Consider the following 14,674-nt stretch of genomic DNA (forward strand, 5'->3'; position numbering starts at 1 on the left):
CCTCCCGCACCGGTGACGCCCCCGCCGCGACAATTCAACCTTTGCGCAAATCGTGGAACCGCGACGGTGAGCTGGACGTTCAACCCAGTGAACGGACAGAGGACGGCAGTCGGGAGGACGAGTCGTGGGAGTTTCCCTGGGCAAGGGCGGCAACGTGTCGCTGAGCAAGCAGGCGCCGGGACTGAGCGCTGTGGTGGTCGGACTGGGCTGGGACGTCCGGACCACCACGGGCGCGGACTACGACCTGGACGCCTCCGCCCTGCTCTGCGACGCCTCCGGGAAAGTGGTCTCCGACCAGCATTTCGTCTTCTACAACAACCTCAAGAGCCCCGACGGCTCGGTGGAGCACACGGGAGACAACCTCACCGGTGAGGGCGAGGGCGACGACGAGTCGATCAAGGTGAACCTGGCCGCCGTGCCGGGCGAGATCGCCAAGATCGTCTTTCCCGTCTCCATCCACGACGCCGACGTCCGGGGCCAGAGTTTCGGCCAGGTGCGCAACGCGTTCATCCGCGTCGTGAACCAGGCGAACGACCAGGAGATCGCCCGCTACGACCTCTCCGAGGACGCCTCGACCGAGACCGCGATGGTCTTCGGCGAGCTGTACCGGCACGCTGCCGAGTGGAAGTTCCGCGCGGTGGGCCAGGGCTACGCCTCCGGTCTGCGCGGCATCGCGCAGGACTTCGGCGTCAACGTCTGACGGAACCGGCCGCCCGGCCCCCCTCCCCGTCTGCGCTGCGCGAAGGGGGGCGCCGGATCTCCTGCTCTCCTGACAGACTGGACAGCCGAACTCGCCCTCAGGGCAAGCGACTTCCGCAGACAGGAGCAGCCTCGTTGCGTCCCCTCACCGACAACCCCGTCACCGCTCCGCAGGACGACTCGTTCCATTTCGGGCCGTACGTCGACGTCCTGCACGCAGCGGTGGAGCAGGCCGCACCGCTGCCCCTGACCGTCGGCGTGTTCGGCTCCTGGGGTGCGGGCAAGTCGAGCTTCCTGCGGCTGTGGGAGCGGCGGTTCGAGGCCGGCCGCACCCGGACGATCTGGTTCAACCCCTGGAAGTACGACCGCAAGGTCGAGGTCTGGGCCGCGCTGCTGCACACCGTCCTCGCGGAGATGGAGCAGGTGCCGACCCTCCGGGACAAGGCCGTCCGGCTCGCCAAGGCCGCGACCTGGCTCTCGATCCGCGCCGGCCTGGGCACCGCGGCGGCGCTCGGCACCGGCGGCGTCATCAGGCGCGAGGACGTCGACGACCTGCTCAAGGGCCTGTCCGAGGGCGACGCGGAGCAGTACCGGCAGGTGAACCACTTCGAGACCGACTTCGCCGATGCCGTACGGGAGTTCGTCGGCGAGGACGGGCGGCTGGTGGTCTTCGTGGACGACCTCGACCGCTGCACCCCCGAGTCGGCGATGACGGTGCTGGAGTCGCTGAAGCTCTTTCTGGCCCATTCGCAGTGTGTCTTCGTCCTCGCCATGGACGTGGACGTACTGGCGGCGATCGCCACCAACAAGTTCGGCGAGTCCCTCAAAGGGGCGCCGGCCGACGTCGCCTCCGGCATGGCCTACCTCGACAAGATCGTCCAACTGCCGTTCTTCCTGCCGGACGTGGGGTTCGGCACCCTCCGCGAGGCCTTCAGGCCCTATGTCTCGGAGCTGGCGGACGACCCCCTCTTCTGGGAGCTGCTCCAGCGCGGCCTGGGCGCCAATCCGCGCCGGCTCAAGCGCTACGTCAACGTCTTCAACATGGCACTGGCCGTCTCCCGCGCCCAGTTGCCGGCCGGCCGGATCGACCGGGAATACCGCCTCCAACTGGCGGTGCTGCTCATCATCCGCACGCTGCACCGTGGCTTCTTCCACACGCTGAGCGTCGATCCGGAGTCCTGGCAGACGCTGGTCCGGTGGTTCGAGCAGGTCCAGATCAATCCGATCGCCCGGCAGAACACCCTTCAACTCCCCGAGCACCTGCGCGACTTCGCCTCCGACTCGGTCCTTGAGCGCCTCTTCACCCACAGTGGCGGGGAGCGCCTGCGGCCGCCGGCCGGCCCGGTCGTCCAGGAGATGATCAGCACCCTGCGCAGCACCGCCGGCCCGGCCGCTCCGCAGTAGCCCCGAGCCGAGCGGCCGGAGCGGCCGAAGACGTCCTCGCGGCCGGAATCCGGGACACCGGGCGCCGGCCACGCGGCTGCCTTCCTGGCGCACGGCGTGGTCGAGGGGAGTGTGGACGGCGCGGGCGGGGGTGTTCGCGTTCTCGCGCAGGCGCGCCGCCCTGACCGTGTGCCGGTCGGTCGGGGCTGGGGGTGGCGCCGGGCTCCGGGCCTCCCGGCGAAGTGGATCTTGTTGTCTTCGTGGCGCACGGCGTGGTCGAGGGGAGTGTGGACGGCACGGGCAGGGGTGCCCGCGTTCTCGTGGAGGCGCGCCGCCCGACCGCGTGCCGGTCGATCGGGACCGGGAGTGGTGCCGCGACCAGGGCTCTTCGGATCCCGGCGAAGAGGATCCCGTCCAGATCGGCGGACGCCGTCCGGAACCGGGTGAGCTGCCCGGACTCCCGCAGCGGGGCCGGACGAGGGCCAGTGCCTCGGGGTGGGGCGGAGTGCCGGGCGGCCACGTCGGGCCGGGTGTGCGGAACGTCGAGCGGGCCGCGCGCGACGGGGTCACTCGCCGGTCGACCGCGTGGTTGCGGGTGGTAGCCAGGGACCGTGGTGATAGACCCGTCCGGGACTCAGGTCTGCTGCTGGGCCGAACAGTTGGGGGACCGTGACCAGATGGTAGCCGCGGGCCCGGAGTGCGCGGACGATCGTGGGGACGGCCGGCGGGGTCGTGGCGTACCGGTCGTGCAGGACGACGATCGCTCCCGGCCGTACCAGGCTCAGCACCCGGTGCTCGATGACGGGCGGATCGTGGAACTTCCAGTCCCGGGCGGTGACGCTCCACATGATCACCGACATACCCTCCGCGGCGGCTGCCGCCCGCACCCGCGCGTCCCACGCCCCAAATGGCGGCCGGAACAGCGTCGGCCGCTGCCCGGTGACGGAGGCGATCTGCCGTGCGGCGGTGCCGATCTCGTACTCGATCCGGGCGAGCGGGAGGCGGGTGAGATGCGGGTGCGTGACGGTGTGGTCGCCGATCGCGTCCCCGGAGCGGTACTCCCTGAGCACGTCCGCCCGGTAGCGCAGCGCGTGCGGCCCGATGAGGAAGAACGTGGCCAGGACGTGCGCTCGTTGCAGTGTGTCCAGGATCGAGGCCGTGTACGGCGTCGGTCCGTCGTCGAAGGTCAGGGCGACGCATCGGGTGACCCGGCAGTCCACCCGGTGGGCCGGCCCGGCCGCGGCGACGGGTGCGGCCATGCCCACGGACAGCAGCCCGACGGCCGCCAGGGGAACGAGCACGCGGGGAAGAAGCCCGTGGCGGAAGCCGGACATGTCCTGCTCCTTCCGTCCCGGAGGCCGGGTGCCGGCCCCGGTGCTCACCAGCTTCGCCCCCGGGAGTAAGAGCAGGCTGAGAACAGCCGGCACCCCCGCAGACGCTCGACGAGGCACGACGGACCCGCGGACGGCGCCTCGCGCTGCTCGTGCGCAGCGGTCAGCGCTCCTCCTGCGTGCGTGTCGCCCGGCGGGCCCGCAGGACCTCGGCGAGCAGCGGGATCAGGGAGAGGACCACGATCAGGGCGACCAGCGGGAGCAGATAGCGGTCGACGTTCGGGATCGAGGACCCGAGCGCGTATCCGCCGAGCGTGAGGCCGAGGCTCCACACCAGCCCGCCGGCGACCTGCCAGACGGTGAACGTCCGCACCGGCACACCCAGGGCGCCCGCCATCGGGTTGAGCACCGTCCGCACCACCGGTACGAAACGGGCCAGGACGACGGCCTTCGCGTGTCCGTACCGCTCCAGCAGCTCCTCGGCCCGCTGCGCACCCTCCTGCAGTCGCTTCGAGCGGCTGCGGGCGAGCAGGGCCCCGCCCGCCTTGCGGCCGAGGAGATACCCGACCTGGGCGCCGGCCAGCGCGCCGACCGCGGCCGAGACCAGCAGCGGACCGAGCGAGAGGTGCAGGCTCTGGTCGGACGAGCCCGTGCAGAGCAGGCCCGCGGTGAACAGCAGCGTGTCCCCGGGCAGGAAGAAGCCGATGAGCAGCCCTGTCTCGGCGAACATCACCACGCCGACGCCGAGGACGCCGAACGCGGCCAGCAGCGAATGGGCGTCCAGGACGTTGACGGCCAGCTGCGCGGCGAGATGCGTGGGTGTGGTCATAGACCCCGAGCCTCCATGAGGGTGACGACAAGCATGCGAAGCATGTAGTTGATCCGTGAACTGATACTGATCGGGACGAGTGGCGCGCGCTGCGGCGTTCCCGGTGTCTAACGGCCGGAGCGGCCCGGGGCACCGGCATCGGCAGGGTGAACGTCGGGCACCGTGGCGAGGCCCGGCCACCCGTGATCGCGGATCGGGCCGACCTCGTAGCCCCGCTCCGCGCAGGTGTCGAGGATACGGGGCACCGCGCCGAGGGCCGAGCGCCAGGCGCCGGGGGCCGAGGTGCAGTCCGAGTCGTGCAGCAGGATCGTGCCGCCGCCGTCGAGGTCCGCGGTCACCGTCCGGTGGACCGAATCGGGTGTGGCCCGTGCCGTCCAGTCCTCGCCCCAGCAGGTCCACAGCACGGGCGTGAGCCCGAGGCGCCGGGCCGACACATGGGCGGCGGTGGACATGACCCCGTACGGCGGCCGGAAGAGCGTCGGCAGCGTTCCGGTGATGTCGGCGACCGTGTCGCGGGCACGGGCGAAGTCGTCGTACGTCGCGCGCGGGCCGCGCAGCAGCAGGGGCCGGTGCCGCCAGCCGTGGACACCGATCTCGTGGCCGGCCGCCGCGATCTCGCGCACCACACCGGGGGAGCGGTGCGCCTCGTTGCCCAGCAGGAAGAAGGTGGCGCGCACCCCGCGCCGGTCGAGCAGCCGCAGGAAGAACGGGGTGGACAGCGGGTCGGGTCCGTCGTCGAAGGTGAGGGCGACGTGGTCCGCGCGGCCCCGGCCGGACAGGCGCGGCATGGTGCGGTTGCGCAGGGGTCCGAAGGTGGAGACGACGGGCGCGCAGTGGACCGCGGCGAGTGCGGCGGCGGGCAGTGCGGCCAGCGCGGCCGTGCGCAGCGGGCTGGAGCTCGTCACGAGTGGTGCCCCTCCTCGGTGAAGGCCGGCGCGGGCCGGTCCAGGTCGAGGCCATGGCCCAGGGTGTGCATCAGCGCGGGTCCGTCATAGGTCGTCACGACCCCGGTTCCGACGGCGCATGCCCACACCGCGCAGGCCGCGGCGCCGGTGACCGCGAGCCGCCGGGTGCGCAATCGCCGCCGTCGGCCCGGTCCCGGCGGCGGGGGCGGCGGGCCCGGGTGGTGGAGGCGGGCTATCTCGGCCGCGGGGCCGTCGGCCGGACCGGGCGCGAACAGCGCGAGTCCGGCCTCGCGCTGCCGTTGCCCCAGCGGGCCGCCGACCAGCTCGCCCAGCACGCCCTTCAGGTCGGCCGGGTCCTGGATCCACACGGCCACGCCCGCCTCGTCCAGGGCGGCCGCGTTGGCCGGTCCGTGACCCGGTATGCAGCGGTAGCTCGCCACGGGCAGGCCCGCGGCGAACGCCTCCAGGGAGGTCAGCCCGCCGGCGTTCTGCACCAGGACGTCCGCCGCGTGCATCAGGCCGGGCATGTCGTCGACCCACCCGTAGGAGTACGTGATCCCGTCCGCCCGCAGCTGCCGGGCCAGGGCCTCGTTGCGGCCGCAGACCACGACCGGGACGGCGGCCCCGCAGTCGCGCAGCTCCCGGGCGACCTGCCGGACCGGCCCCACTCCCCAGGACCCGGCGACCAGCAGGGCGAGCGGGGCGTTCTCCGGCAGCCCGAACCGCGCCCGCGCGCGGGCGCGTTCGAGCGCGTCGCAGGGGTGGAAGCGGGGGTCGGTGACCGGCCCGCGCACCCGCACGTCGCGGGCTCCGGCCGCGCGCGCCTGCGCCGCGGGCACCGCGTGGGCGGCGAGGTGGACGTCCACTCCGTCCGCGACCCACAGCGGATGCACCGAGAAGTCGGTCAGGTAGGTGGCGACCGGGACGGTGAGGCGGCCGGCCAGCCGCAGGTTGCCGAGCACGCGGCTGGCGCCCGGGTACGTGGACACGATCGCGCCGGCGTCCGGGTGCAGCGCGCGCAGCACGCGGTCCTCGGCGGCGCGCAGCAGCGCCCGCGCCGCGGGACCGCTGCCGCCGACGCGCTCGGTTCCGGCGTAGAGCCGCTGGTAGGCCCAGGGGGCGGCGACGAGCATGCGGTGGTAGCCGTCCCGGACGGCTCGGCCGAGCCCGGCGGGCAGCAGGTCCAGCAGGTCGTGCCGGTCGACGGTGAAGCCGTCCGCGGTGAGGCGGCGCTCCAGTTCGGCGGCGGCGCCGTCGTGGCCGGCGCCGACGCTCGCCGAGACGATCGCGACGCGGCGCGGGACGGTGGCCGCGTCGCGGGGCACCGGCGGGACGGCCGCAGGCGCGGACCTCGGCAGCGTACGTCCGGGATTGACCATGGGCTGTCCTCTGCGCAGGTGTAAGGAAGGTACGAAACTACAAGTTGTAGTAGTTCCTGGTTCAAAGCCCGGAGCATACCTCCTACAACTAGTAGGAGACGGCCGGGTAGCCTGGACTGCGGCAAGGCAACGAAAGGGCGAACGGTGAACGGCTTCAGGGACGGCGGCACACCCGGCAGGCGGGCGCGCGGCGAACTGGAGAGCAACGTGCTCGCCGCCCTCTGGTCCGCGGACGGACCGCTGACGGCACGCCAGGTCCTGACGGGACTGCCGGACGACCTCGCCTACACGACCGTCCTGACGATCCTGTCCCGGCTGTACGACAAGGGCATGCTGGTCCGGCACCGCGCCGGCCGCGGCTACGCCTACGAGCCCGCCCGCGACGAGGCCTCCCACACCGCGCACCGCATGAAGTCGCTCCTGGAGGGCGGTTCCGACCGCGAGGCGGTGCTGACCCGCTTCGTCTCCGAACTGTCCGAGCGGGACGAGCAGTTGCTCCAGCATCTGCTGTCCGGGCCCGAGGACCACGCCGGCCCCGACGGCGCCGGACACTGAGGCGACGGGGGAGTGAGCCGGTGCTGATCAGCGTCTACGTCCCGCTCGTCGTGACGGTCGTCCTGAGCGTCCTCGCGCCCCGGCCGGCCCGCCGGCTCGCCCCCCGCCCCGCCGCCTGGGCCCTGGCCTGCACGGCGCTGGTGACGACCGTCGGCTGGACGGGCTCGCTGGCCCTGCTGGCCTTCACCGGGATCGCCCAGATACCCGAGGTGGCGGCGGAGGGCCGCTGGTCGGTGCCGGTCCTGCGGGCCGAGAACCCGGTCGACCTGACCGTCGCGGTCGTCGGCGCCCTCGTGCTGCTCGCGGGGTGCGCCTCCCTCGTCCTCGCCGCCGTACGGCAGGTCCGCCATGTCCTGTGGGCCCGGCGCGAGTGCGCCCGTGTGCCCGGCGACGGCGAGCTGGCCGTCGTCGACACCGATGCGCCCCAGGCGTTCGCGCTGCCCGGCGCGCCCGGCCGCATCGTCGTCTCCCGGGGCATGCTGCGCTGTCTGGACGACGCGGAGCGCGAGGCGCTGCTGGCGCACGAACGCGCGCATCTGCGCCGTCGGCACCACCTGTTCCAGGCCGTCTGGCGCCTGGCCGCCGCCGTCAATCCGCTGCTGCGGCCCCTGGCCGACGCGGGCGGGTACGTCCTGGAGCGCTGGGCCGACGAGGAGGCCGCGACGCACGTCGGCAGCCGCAGGGTCGTCGCCCGCGCCGTCGGCCGAGCCGCCCTCGCCTCCTCCTCCCGCACGTCGGCCCCGCCCGCGCTCGCCGTCACCGGCGGCGCCGTGCCCCAGCGGGTCCGAGCCCTGCTCGGCCCGCCCCCGCCCCGCCGTACCCTCCCCATCGCCGGCGGTGCCCTGCTGCTGACCCTGTGCTGCGTGGGCCTCGCCAACGCCGCCTCCGACAGCGACAAGATGGTCGACGACGCACAGCGGGCCCAGTGCGCGGAGGCGGTCGCGCACGTGGACGCGGCGGGGCGCCCCGCGCACGCCCGCTTCCACTTCTGCTGCTGTCATCACCGGCCGGGCGACCGGCAGGAGTAGCGTCCGGCGTCGGGCCCGCGCGGCTGCCGCGGTCAGCGGGCGGCCCGGATCCGGCGCAGGATGTCCCGGGCGACGCGGGTGGCCGCGAACTCCGTCCCGGCGACGAACCGCATCATGGGTCCGAACACGGGCGCCGCGAGCGACCCGGTGAAGTACAGCCCGGGTACGGACGACTCCAGCGTGCCCGCCAGCTCGGGGGCCCTGGAGCCCGGCACGCACACCAGCTCCCGTCGCAGCGCGGGGGAGAGGAACGGCAGCGCGTCCAGGTCGAGCCGGTATCCCGTGGCCGCGAGGACGTGGTCGACGGTGAGATCGGACGTACCGTGCGGCCCGGTGAGCCGGAGGCCGGCCGTGGCCCGTGGTGTCACCTCGGCGTCCGTGACGCGGCTCGCGGTCTGCACCGGTACGACGCCCTCGACCCGCTCCCGCAACCACCAGCCGCCGGAGGGGCCGAGTGCGCGCCGGAACAGCAGGAGCCGCGCGGAGGCGGGCAACTGCCGTACGGCCTGCGGTGCTCTGCACACCGCGGCCAGCACATAGCCGGTGCCCAGCGGTGAGGCCGGCCGGGCGAGGCGCGTGGGCCAGGGGCGGGACAGCACGGGTGTCGTCCCCCACCGCACCCGGTTCTCCCGGACCAGCACCCGCACCTCGGCGCCCGCCTCGTGCAGCAGCGCGGCGCTCTCCAGCGCGGACTGACCGCCGCCGATCACGGCGACCCGCTGCCCGGCGTAGCAGGACAGGTCGGTGTGGTGGCTGGTGTGCGACACGAGCGCCCCGGGCCCGGCCCCCTCGGGGGCCAGCCGGCCCAACTGGTCGGGTATGTGGGCGAGTCCGTTCAGTCCGGTGGCCACGACCACGGCGCGGGCGGCCACGACCCGCCCGTCCGCCGGCCGGACCGTCCAGCCCGCACCCGCGCCGTCCCGGTCGACGGACACGACCCGGGCGGGGTCGACGTCACCGACGTACTGCTTCTGGAACCACTGCCCGTACCGCACGAACACGTCGCACGGGATCGGCGTCAGCTCGGTCAGTTCCGGCTCGCCCTGGAGCCGGCGGAAGTCGGCGAGCCGGGCGCCCGGCCCGGGTGCGGACAGATCGGTGGCCGCCGGTGTCGACTTCAGGAACATCCCGGTGGCCATGGCGTGCCGCCAACTGCCCATCACCTCCCCGAAGATGTGCACCGGCACCCCGGCCGCACGTAGATGCGCGGCCACGGAGAGCCCGTACGGCCCCGCCCCGACCACGACGACCGGAAGCTCCCCGCGCCCGGCCGGCGCCCGCTCGGGGGCGGGGTGTCGACCTGGAAGCGACTGCGTCATGCATCCCCCTGCTGGTCCGCTCGCCGCCCTCCCCCGGGCAGCGCGACACGTCGGGATGGTGCGACCGCCGCCGCACGCGTCCCCCCTCCGCCACCGAGTGTGACCTGTCGCCCGTGGGTGATGTGTGAAAACGGCGCACGTTGCCTGAAACATGGTCGAACCGTGTGCGGTGCATTGCCGGGCCGTGCGCCCCTGCGGCCCTGGTCGGCGGCGCATGTGTCCCGGCCGTCGCCATGGACCTCACCGGCACCGGCCCGGACCGCGTGGCGCCCCGGCTCAGCGGGCGCGCAGGGCGGCGAGCGTGGCGGCGAGGTCGGCGGGGCGCGGCCGGTTGTGCGGCAGCTTGCCGAGGACCACCGCCATGCCGCACGTGTCCGTCAGGGCGGAGAAGACCAGGCCGCCGGCGACGCCCGCCGACAGGAGCGCGAAGGCCGGGTGGACGAGCAGGCCGAGCAGCAGCCCCAGCAGGACCAGCGTGCCCGCGGTGAGGCGCACCTGCCGCTCCATGGCCCAGCCGGACCGGGTGTCGCAGGCCACGGGCCGGTCCAGGTCGTGTCCGGCGCCGGCCCAGGCGGTGGTGCCGCCGGTGAGCGTGGCCGCGGGGATGCCCTGCTCGGCGAGGAACGCGCAGGCGTTGCCGGAGCGGGCGCCCGAAGCGCACACCATGAGGAGGGCGCCGCGCTCGGCCGCGTCCCGCAGCTCGGGCAGTGCGCGCCGCAGCTGGTCCACGGGGATGTTCAGGGCCCCGGGCAGATGGCCGGCGGCGTACTCGCCGGGGGTGCGCACGTCGATGACGGTGAACTCGTGCAGCCGGGCGCCGGCCTGGTCGGTGCCGAGGGCGACGGGGGAGAGGGGGCTGGTCATGCCGGAGTCGGTCCTTTGCTGTTCGTCTGCTGTGCGTCGGCGTCCCGCGGGGGGACGTACAGTTACCCCTAGGGGTATTCGGTTGAGGAGTTGATCATGGAGCTGGAGCTCGAGGGCGAGTCCCTGAAGGCCGTGCTGAACCGGCTGCGGCGGGCGCAGGGCCAGATCTCCGGGGTGATCCGGATGATCGAGGAGGGCCGGGACTGCGAGGACGTCGTCATACAGCTGGCCGCCGCCTCGCGGGCGCTGGACCGGGCCGGGTTCGCGATCATCGCCACCGGCCTCCAGCAGTGCGTGGCCGACATCGAGTCCGGCCGGACGAACGGCGACGACGCCAAGGCGATGCGCGCCCGGATGGAGAAGCTGTTCCTGTCCCTGGCCTGAGCTCCCGGCGGTCCCCGCACCGGCGCGTGCGGCGGGCCGTCACAGCACCGCGTCGGCCAGCATGAGGCCGGCCACCGCGAGCAGGACCACGGCGAAGGCCCGCTGAAGCGTGCGCGCGGGAAGCTTCGCCGACAGGCGCCTGCCGTCCCACGCGCCGAGGACGGCAGCTCCGGCGAAGGGTCCGATGAGGCCCCAGTCCAGGCCGCTCGCCGTACCGGTGCGCGTCACGAGCGCGGCCAGCGAGTTGACCGTGATGACGAGCAGGCTGGTGCCCACGGCCGTCCGCATCCGCATCCCGAGGACGCTCACCAGCGCCGGGACCGCGAGAAAGCCGCCGCCCACGCCGAGAACGCCGGTGACCGCGCCGAGTCCGGCCCCCGCGACCGCCGCCCGGCCCGGCCGTACCGGTGCGACCGCCTCCTCGGCGGGCGCGCGCCGGCGCATCATCCGCAGGGCGGCGGCGCCCGCCACGACGGCGAAGCCCACGGTCAGCACGGTCGCCGGCAGGCGGGAGGCGAGCGCCCCGCCCAGCATGGCCGGGCCGATGCCCGCCGCCGCGAACAACAGCCCCGTACGCCAGCGCACATGACCGTCGCGGGCATGCGCCGACAGCGCGGTCGCCGAGGTGACGGAGACGATGACCAGCGCGGCCGTGGTGGCCGCGACCGGGGTGAATCCGAGCAGGTAGATCAGGGCGGGGACGGCCAGCACACTGCCACCGCCGCCGAGCGCCCCGAGCGTCAGCCCGATGGCGGCCCCGGCGGCCAGAGCGAGGAGCACGGCGCTCACGCGACGGTCCCGCCCGCACCGGCCGGGCCCACCACCGGTCGCCCTGCACCGGCCCGGGCCTGCATCCCGCCGACCACGTCGGGGTCCCTGGCCCGCAGCAGTGCGGCGGCCTCCTGGGAGCGGCGGATCACCACCAGCGGCCGCACCCGTGCCGACGCGGGCAGCCCGGCCCCGGCGGCCAGCGCCCCCAGAGGCAGATGCACGGCGCCCGGGGCGTGTCCCGCCCGCCACTCGTCGGACCGGCGGACGTCCAGCAGTACGGCGTTCCCGCCGGCCCCGCGGTGGCCGGTGCGCTCGGCGGCCTCCGGCGCGGTCAGCCGGTCCGGGGCGCCGGGGTGTCCTGCGACGACACTCATCGTGGTTCTCGTTCCTGTTGCTCGTCTCGGTGCGGTGCGCTGTGGCGACGCGCGGTCATGAGGTGGTGCGGACGGTGAGTCCGGCCGCTGCTGCCGAGTCGAAGGAGTCGTCGACGGCCACGACGTCGCGGCCCTGGGCGTCCAGCAGCGACGCGGCTATGGCGGCCCGCATGCCGCCGGCGCAGTGCACCCAGACCTGTCCCGCGGGCACCTCGTCGAGTCGCTCGCGCAGCGTGTGGACCGGGATGTGCACCGAGCCCGCGATGAAGCCGCCGGCCCCCCGCTCGGAGTCCCGGCGGACGTCCAGCACGACGACGCCGTCGCGGGAGCGCCCGGCGAGGTCCGTGAACGTGGCCCGCGGGAAGGACGCCGGCGCCGTGCCCTCGGACACCCAGTGCGCCGGGTCGCCGGTCGCCGCGGCGGCCGGGCGCTCGATCCCGACCCGGGCCAACTGCCGTTGTGCGGCGACGAGTTGCTCGGCGGACTCGGCCAGCAGGGTCACCGGCTTGCCCCAGGGGATCAGCCAGGCCAGGTACATGCCGAGCTGTCCGTCGGCCTCGAAGTTGAACGAGCCCGCGACATGGCCCGCGGCGAAGGCGACACGGTGGCGCAGGTCCACGACCCACTCCCCGGCGGCGAGCCGCGCGGCGATCTCGTCCGCGTCGGCCACGGCGGGCGGCGTCAGGTCGACCGGGGCGGGGCCGTCGGCATTGGCCGGGCCCATGTGCGTGTAGTACGCGGGGACGTCGTCCAGGCCGCCCAGCAGCTCGGCGACGAAGGTGTCGACGTCACGGACGAGCGCCGCGTTGTTCGCCTTCTCCTTGCCGATCGTCGTCGTGCCGTCGCCGCCCGCCCGGCCCGCCTGGTTCGACGCGCAGAAGCTGCCGAAGCCGTGCGTGGGCAGCACCGCCGTCTCGTCCGGCAGCTCCGCGGCCAGCCGGTGCGCGGAGGCGTGCTGGGCCCGGGCGAGGTCCCGCGTCAGGCGTGGTTCGACCAGGTCGGGGCGGCCGACGGTGCCGATCAGGAGCGAGCCACCGGTGAACACCGCGACCGCCGAGCCGTCCTGCTCCAGGGCGTACGCCGTGTGGTGCGGGGTGTGGCCGGGCGTCGCCAGCGCGCGCAGGACGAGTCCCGCGGCGGCGTCGACGTCGTGGCGGTCGCCGTCGTGCACCGGCACGCGCGCGTAGGAGACCCGGGCGCCGGCGGGGACGAGGTAGGCGGCGCCCGTGAGCCGGGCCAGTTCCAGGCCGCCGGTGACGTAGTCGTTGTGGAGGTGCGTCTCGACCACGTGGGATATGCGCACGCCGCGCCGGGCCGCCGCCGCGATCACGTGGTCGATGTCGCGCGGCGGGTCGACCGCCACCGCCGTGTGCGCGCCGCCCGCCAGGTACGTGCGGTTTCCCAGCCCCGGCACCTCGATCGTGTCGACGAAGAACATCGCGTACTCCTCTCCCGTCCATGAATTACCCCCAGGGGTATATCGTCGACAGTAGCACGGGTACCCCGGGGGGTATTTTGGCGAGCGGTGCGGCCCCCGGAGCCGCGGTGTGATGTGAAGCCAGTCGGGTGATCGACGGGCCGGTCCCGGGCTCGGGTGCGGCCTCTCGTGGGCTGCGCCGGAGAGACTGCCGCCATCCCCCAGTGGAGGTGGCGAACAGCATGCTCAGCGACAGCACAACGACGATCGCGGCCGAGCGGCCGCTGGTGGCGGACGTCGTCGCCGGCGCGCCGCGCGTGGCGGAGATCGCGGCGCGGTGCGCCGAGGAGACGGAGGCCGCCCGGCGGCTCGCGCCCGAGGCGGTCGAGGCGGTGCGGGAGGCCGGGTTCGCCCGGCACTTCGTCCCCGCGGCCCACGGTGGTGCGGACGGCCGCTTCGCCGACATGACCGCGGCGGTCACGCTGGTCGGCCAGGGCTGCGCCTCTGCGGCCTGGGGCGCCTCGCTGTCCGCGTACGCGGCCCGCTACGGGGCCTTCCTGCCGCTGGAGGGACAGGCCGAGATCTGGGCCGACGGCCCGAACGCCCTGATGGCGGGCGCGCTCATGCCGGCCGGCAAGGCCGAGCCGGCCTCCGGTGGCTGGCGGCTGACCGGCGAGTGGCGGTACATCAGCGGGGTGCGCTTCGCGGACTGGGTCTTCGCCTGCTCCGCCGTACCCGACGGCCGGACGGGCCCCGACGGTCGCCCCGAGGTGCGGTTCTTCGCGGTGCCGCGGACGGACGTCATCGTGCGGGACACCTGGTTCACGATGGGCATGCGCGGGACCGGCAGCGACACCATGGCCCTGGACGACGTGTTCGTGCCCGAGCACCGGACCTTGTCGAGGTTCGACATCAACGCGGGCCGGGCGACCGCCTCCGTGGCCCGCTGCCACACCGTCCCCGTGGACGCCCTGAACGCCCTGCCCCTCGCCGTTCCCGTGCTGGGTGCCGCCCGCGGGGCGCTGCGTGTGGGCGGCGAGCAGACCATGCGGCGGGTCGACCGGCGCGGCGCCCCGGTGCGGGAGAAGCCGCCGGTCCAGATCGAGCTGGCCCGCTCGGCCGGCGAGGTGGACGCGGCCGAGCTCCTCATGCAGCGGGCCGCCCGGGTCGCCGACGGCACCGAGCAGGCCCGGGAGGGCGAGGCGGCGGTGCGCGGCCCGCGGGACCTCGCGCTGGCTGTCGGACTTCTGGTGTCGGCCGTCGACCGGATCTTCAAGGCCGGCGGCACCACGTCCCACTTCGAGGCGGACCCCCTCCAGCGCTTCTGGCGGGACGTCAACACCGCCGCGTCCCATGTGATCTTCGACTTCGAGACCACCGGCGCGGCCTTCGGTGCCTGGGTCCTCGGCGCCGAGGGCGCGGAACGCGGACGCTGA

Annotated in this window: 15 protein-coding genes; 6 read left to right on the forward strand and 9 right to left on the reverse strand. The window is 74.3% G+C overall.

Going from position 1 to position 14,674, the window contains the following annotated elements; translation table 11 throughout:
* The first annotated feature begins 124 nt into the window (after positions 1-124).
* Together BIV25_RS06220 and BIV25_RS06225 are read left to right on the forward strand one after the other, a co-directional pair.
* Positions 125-700: a TerD family protein gene (locus BIV25_RS06220; RefSeq protein ID WP_071371142.1), complete on the forward strand. Its 576-nt coding sequence runs from the start codon at positions 125-127 to the stop codon at positions 698-700.
* Positions 701-834: 134 nt separating this feature from the next.
* Positions 835-2,103, forward strand: a complete 1,269-nt coding sequence (locus BIV25_RS06225) for a P-loop NTPase fold protein (RefSeq protein ID WP_071371143.1) — start codon at positions 835-837, stop codon at positions 2,101-2,103.
* Positions 2,104-2,648: 545 nt separating this feature from the next.
* Here the strand turns inward: BIV25_RS06225 and BIV25_RS06230 are convergent.
* The 4 genes from BIV25_RS06230 to BIV25_RS06245 form a co-directional block, all read right to left on the reverse strand.
* Positions 2,649-3,416 carry a polysaccharide deacetylase family protein gene (locus BIV25_RS06230; RefSeq protein ID WP_071371144.1) on the reverse strand — a complete coding sequence of 256 codons (768 nt, stop codon included), beginning with the start codon at positions 3,414-3,416 and terminating at the stop codon, positions 2,649-2,651.
* Between the two features lie 160 nt (positions 3,417-3,576).
* Complete coding sequence (locus tag BIV25_RS06235) at positions 3,577-4,242, reverse strand: DedA family protein (RefSeq protein WP_071371145.1); 666 nt, start codon at positions 4,240-4,242, stop codon at positions 3,577-3,579.
* Between the two features lie 107 nt (positions 4,243-4,349).
* Positions 4,350-5,147: a polysaccharide deacetylase family protein gene (locus tag BIV25_RS06240; RefSeq protein ID WP_079176459.1), complete on the reverse strand. Its 798-nt coding sequence runs from the start codon at positions 5,145-5,147 to the stop codon at positions 4,350-4,352.
* Positions 5,144-6,526: a glycosyltransferase gene (locus BIV25_RS06245; RefSeq protein ID WP_079176460.1), complete on the reverse strand. Its 1,383-nt coding sequence runs from the start codon at positions 6,524-6,526 to the stop codon at positions 5,144-5,146. Before BIV25_RS06245 ends, BIV25_RS06240 begins: the two co-directional genes overlap by 4 nt.
* A 144-nt stretch (positions 6,527-6,670) precedes the next feature.
* On the opposite strand from BIV25_RS06245, the gene BIV25_RS06250 reads away from it, so the two are divergent.
* Both BIV25_RS06250 and BIV25_RS06255 read left to right on the forward strand, forming a co-directional pair.
* Positions 6,671-7,081, forward strand: coding sequence for a BlaI/MecI/CopY family transcriptional regulator (locus BIV25_RS06250; protein WP_071371146.1), 411 nt, complete (start codon positions 6,671-6,673; stop codon positions 7,079-7,081).
* Between the two features lie 20 nt (positions 7,082-7,101).
* A complete protein-coding gene (locus tag BIV25_RS06255; protein ID WP_071371147.1) occupies positions 7,102-8,109 on the forward strand; it encodes a M56 family metallopeptidase in 1,008 nt (335 codons plus the stop codon).
* 32 nt (positions 8,110-8,141) lie between these two features.
* Here BIV25_RS06255 and BIV25_RS06260 read toward each other — a convergent pair whose 3' ends face one another.
* The gene (locus BIV25_RS06260; RefSeq protein WP_071371148.1) at positions 8,142-9,428 is read right to left on the reverse strand and encodes an FAD-dependent oxidoreductase; all 1,287 of its coding nucleotides are present in this window, start codon (positions 9,426-9,428) and stop codon (positions 8,142-8,144) included.
* Positions 9,429-9,704: 276 nt separating this feature from the next.
* On the reverse strand, positions 9,705-10,292 hold the full coding sequence (locus BIV25_RS06265) for a rhodanese-like domain-containing protein (RefSeq protein ID WP_071371149.1): 588 nt from the start codon (positions 10,290-10,292) through the stop codon (positions 9,705-9,707).
* 96 nt (positions 10,293-10,388) lie between these two features.
* Here BIV25_RS06265 and BIV25_RS06270 point away from each other — a divergent pair, with 96 nt between their 5' ends.
* On the forward strand, positions 10,389-10,676 hold the full coding sequence (locus BIV25_RS06270; RefSeq protein WP_071371150.1) for a metal-sensitive transcriptional regulator: 288 nt from the start codon (positions 10,389-10,391) through the stop codon (positions 10,674-10,676).
* Positions 10,677-10,715: 39 nt separating this feature from the next.
* Here BIV25_RS06270 and BIV25_RS06275 read toward each other — a convergent pair whose 3' ends face one another.
* Genes BIV25_RS06275 through BIV25_RS06285 form a run of 3 tightly spaced genes read right to left on the reverse strand, consistent with a single transcriptional unit; the run spans position 10,716 to position 13,259 of the window.
* Positions 10,716-11,465: a sulfite exporter TauE/SafE family protein gene (locus BIV25_RS06275; RefSeq protein WP_071371151.1), complete on the reverse strand. Its 750-nt coding sequence runs from the start codon at positions 11,463-11,465 to the stop codon at positions 10,716-10,718.
* Positions 11,462-11,821 carry a rhodanese-like domain-containing protein gene (locus BIV25_RS06280; RefSeq protein ID WP_071371152.1) on the reverse strand — a complete coding sequence of 120 codons (360 nt, stop codon included), beginning with the start codon at positions 11,819-11,821 and terminating at the stop codon, positions 11,462-11,464. Before BIV25_RS06280 ends, BIV25_RS06275 begins: the two co-directional genes overlap by 4 nt.
* Before the next feature lie 55 nt (positions 11,822-11,876).
* The gene (locus BIV25_RS06285) at positions 11,877-13,259 is read right to left on the reverse strand and encodes a rhodanese-like domain-containing protein (RefSeq protein WP_071371153.1); all 1,383 of its coding nucleotides are present in this window, start codon (positions 13,257-13,259) and stop codon (positions 11,877-11,879) included.
* Positions 13,260-13,480: 221 nt separating this feature from the next.
* Here BIV25_RS06285 and BIV25_RS06290 point away from each other — a divergent pair, with 221 nt between their 5' ends.
* On the forward strand, positions 13,481-14,674 hold the full coding sequence (locus BIV25_RS06290) for a hydrolase (protein ID WP_071371360.1): 1,194 nt from the start codon (positions 13,481-13,483) through the stop codon (positions 14,672-14,674).

Source organism: Streptomyces sp. MUSC 14 (genome assembly GCF_001866675.1).
In the GTDB taxonomy this organism is placed as follows: domain Bacteria; phylum Actinomycetota; class Actinomycetes; order Streptomycetales; family Streptomycetaceae; genus Streptomyces.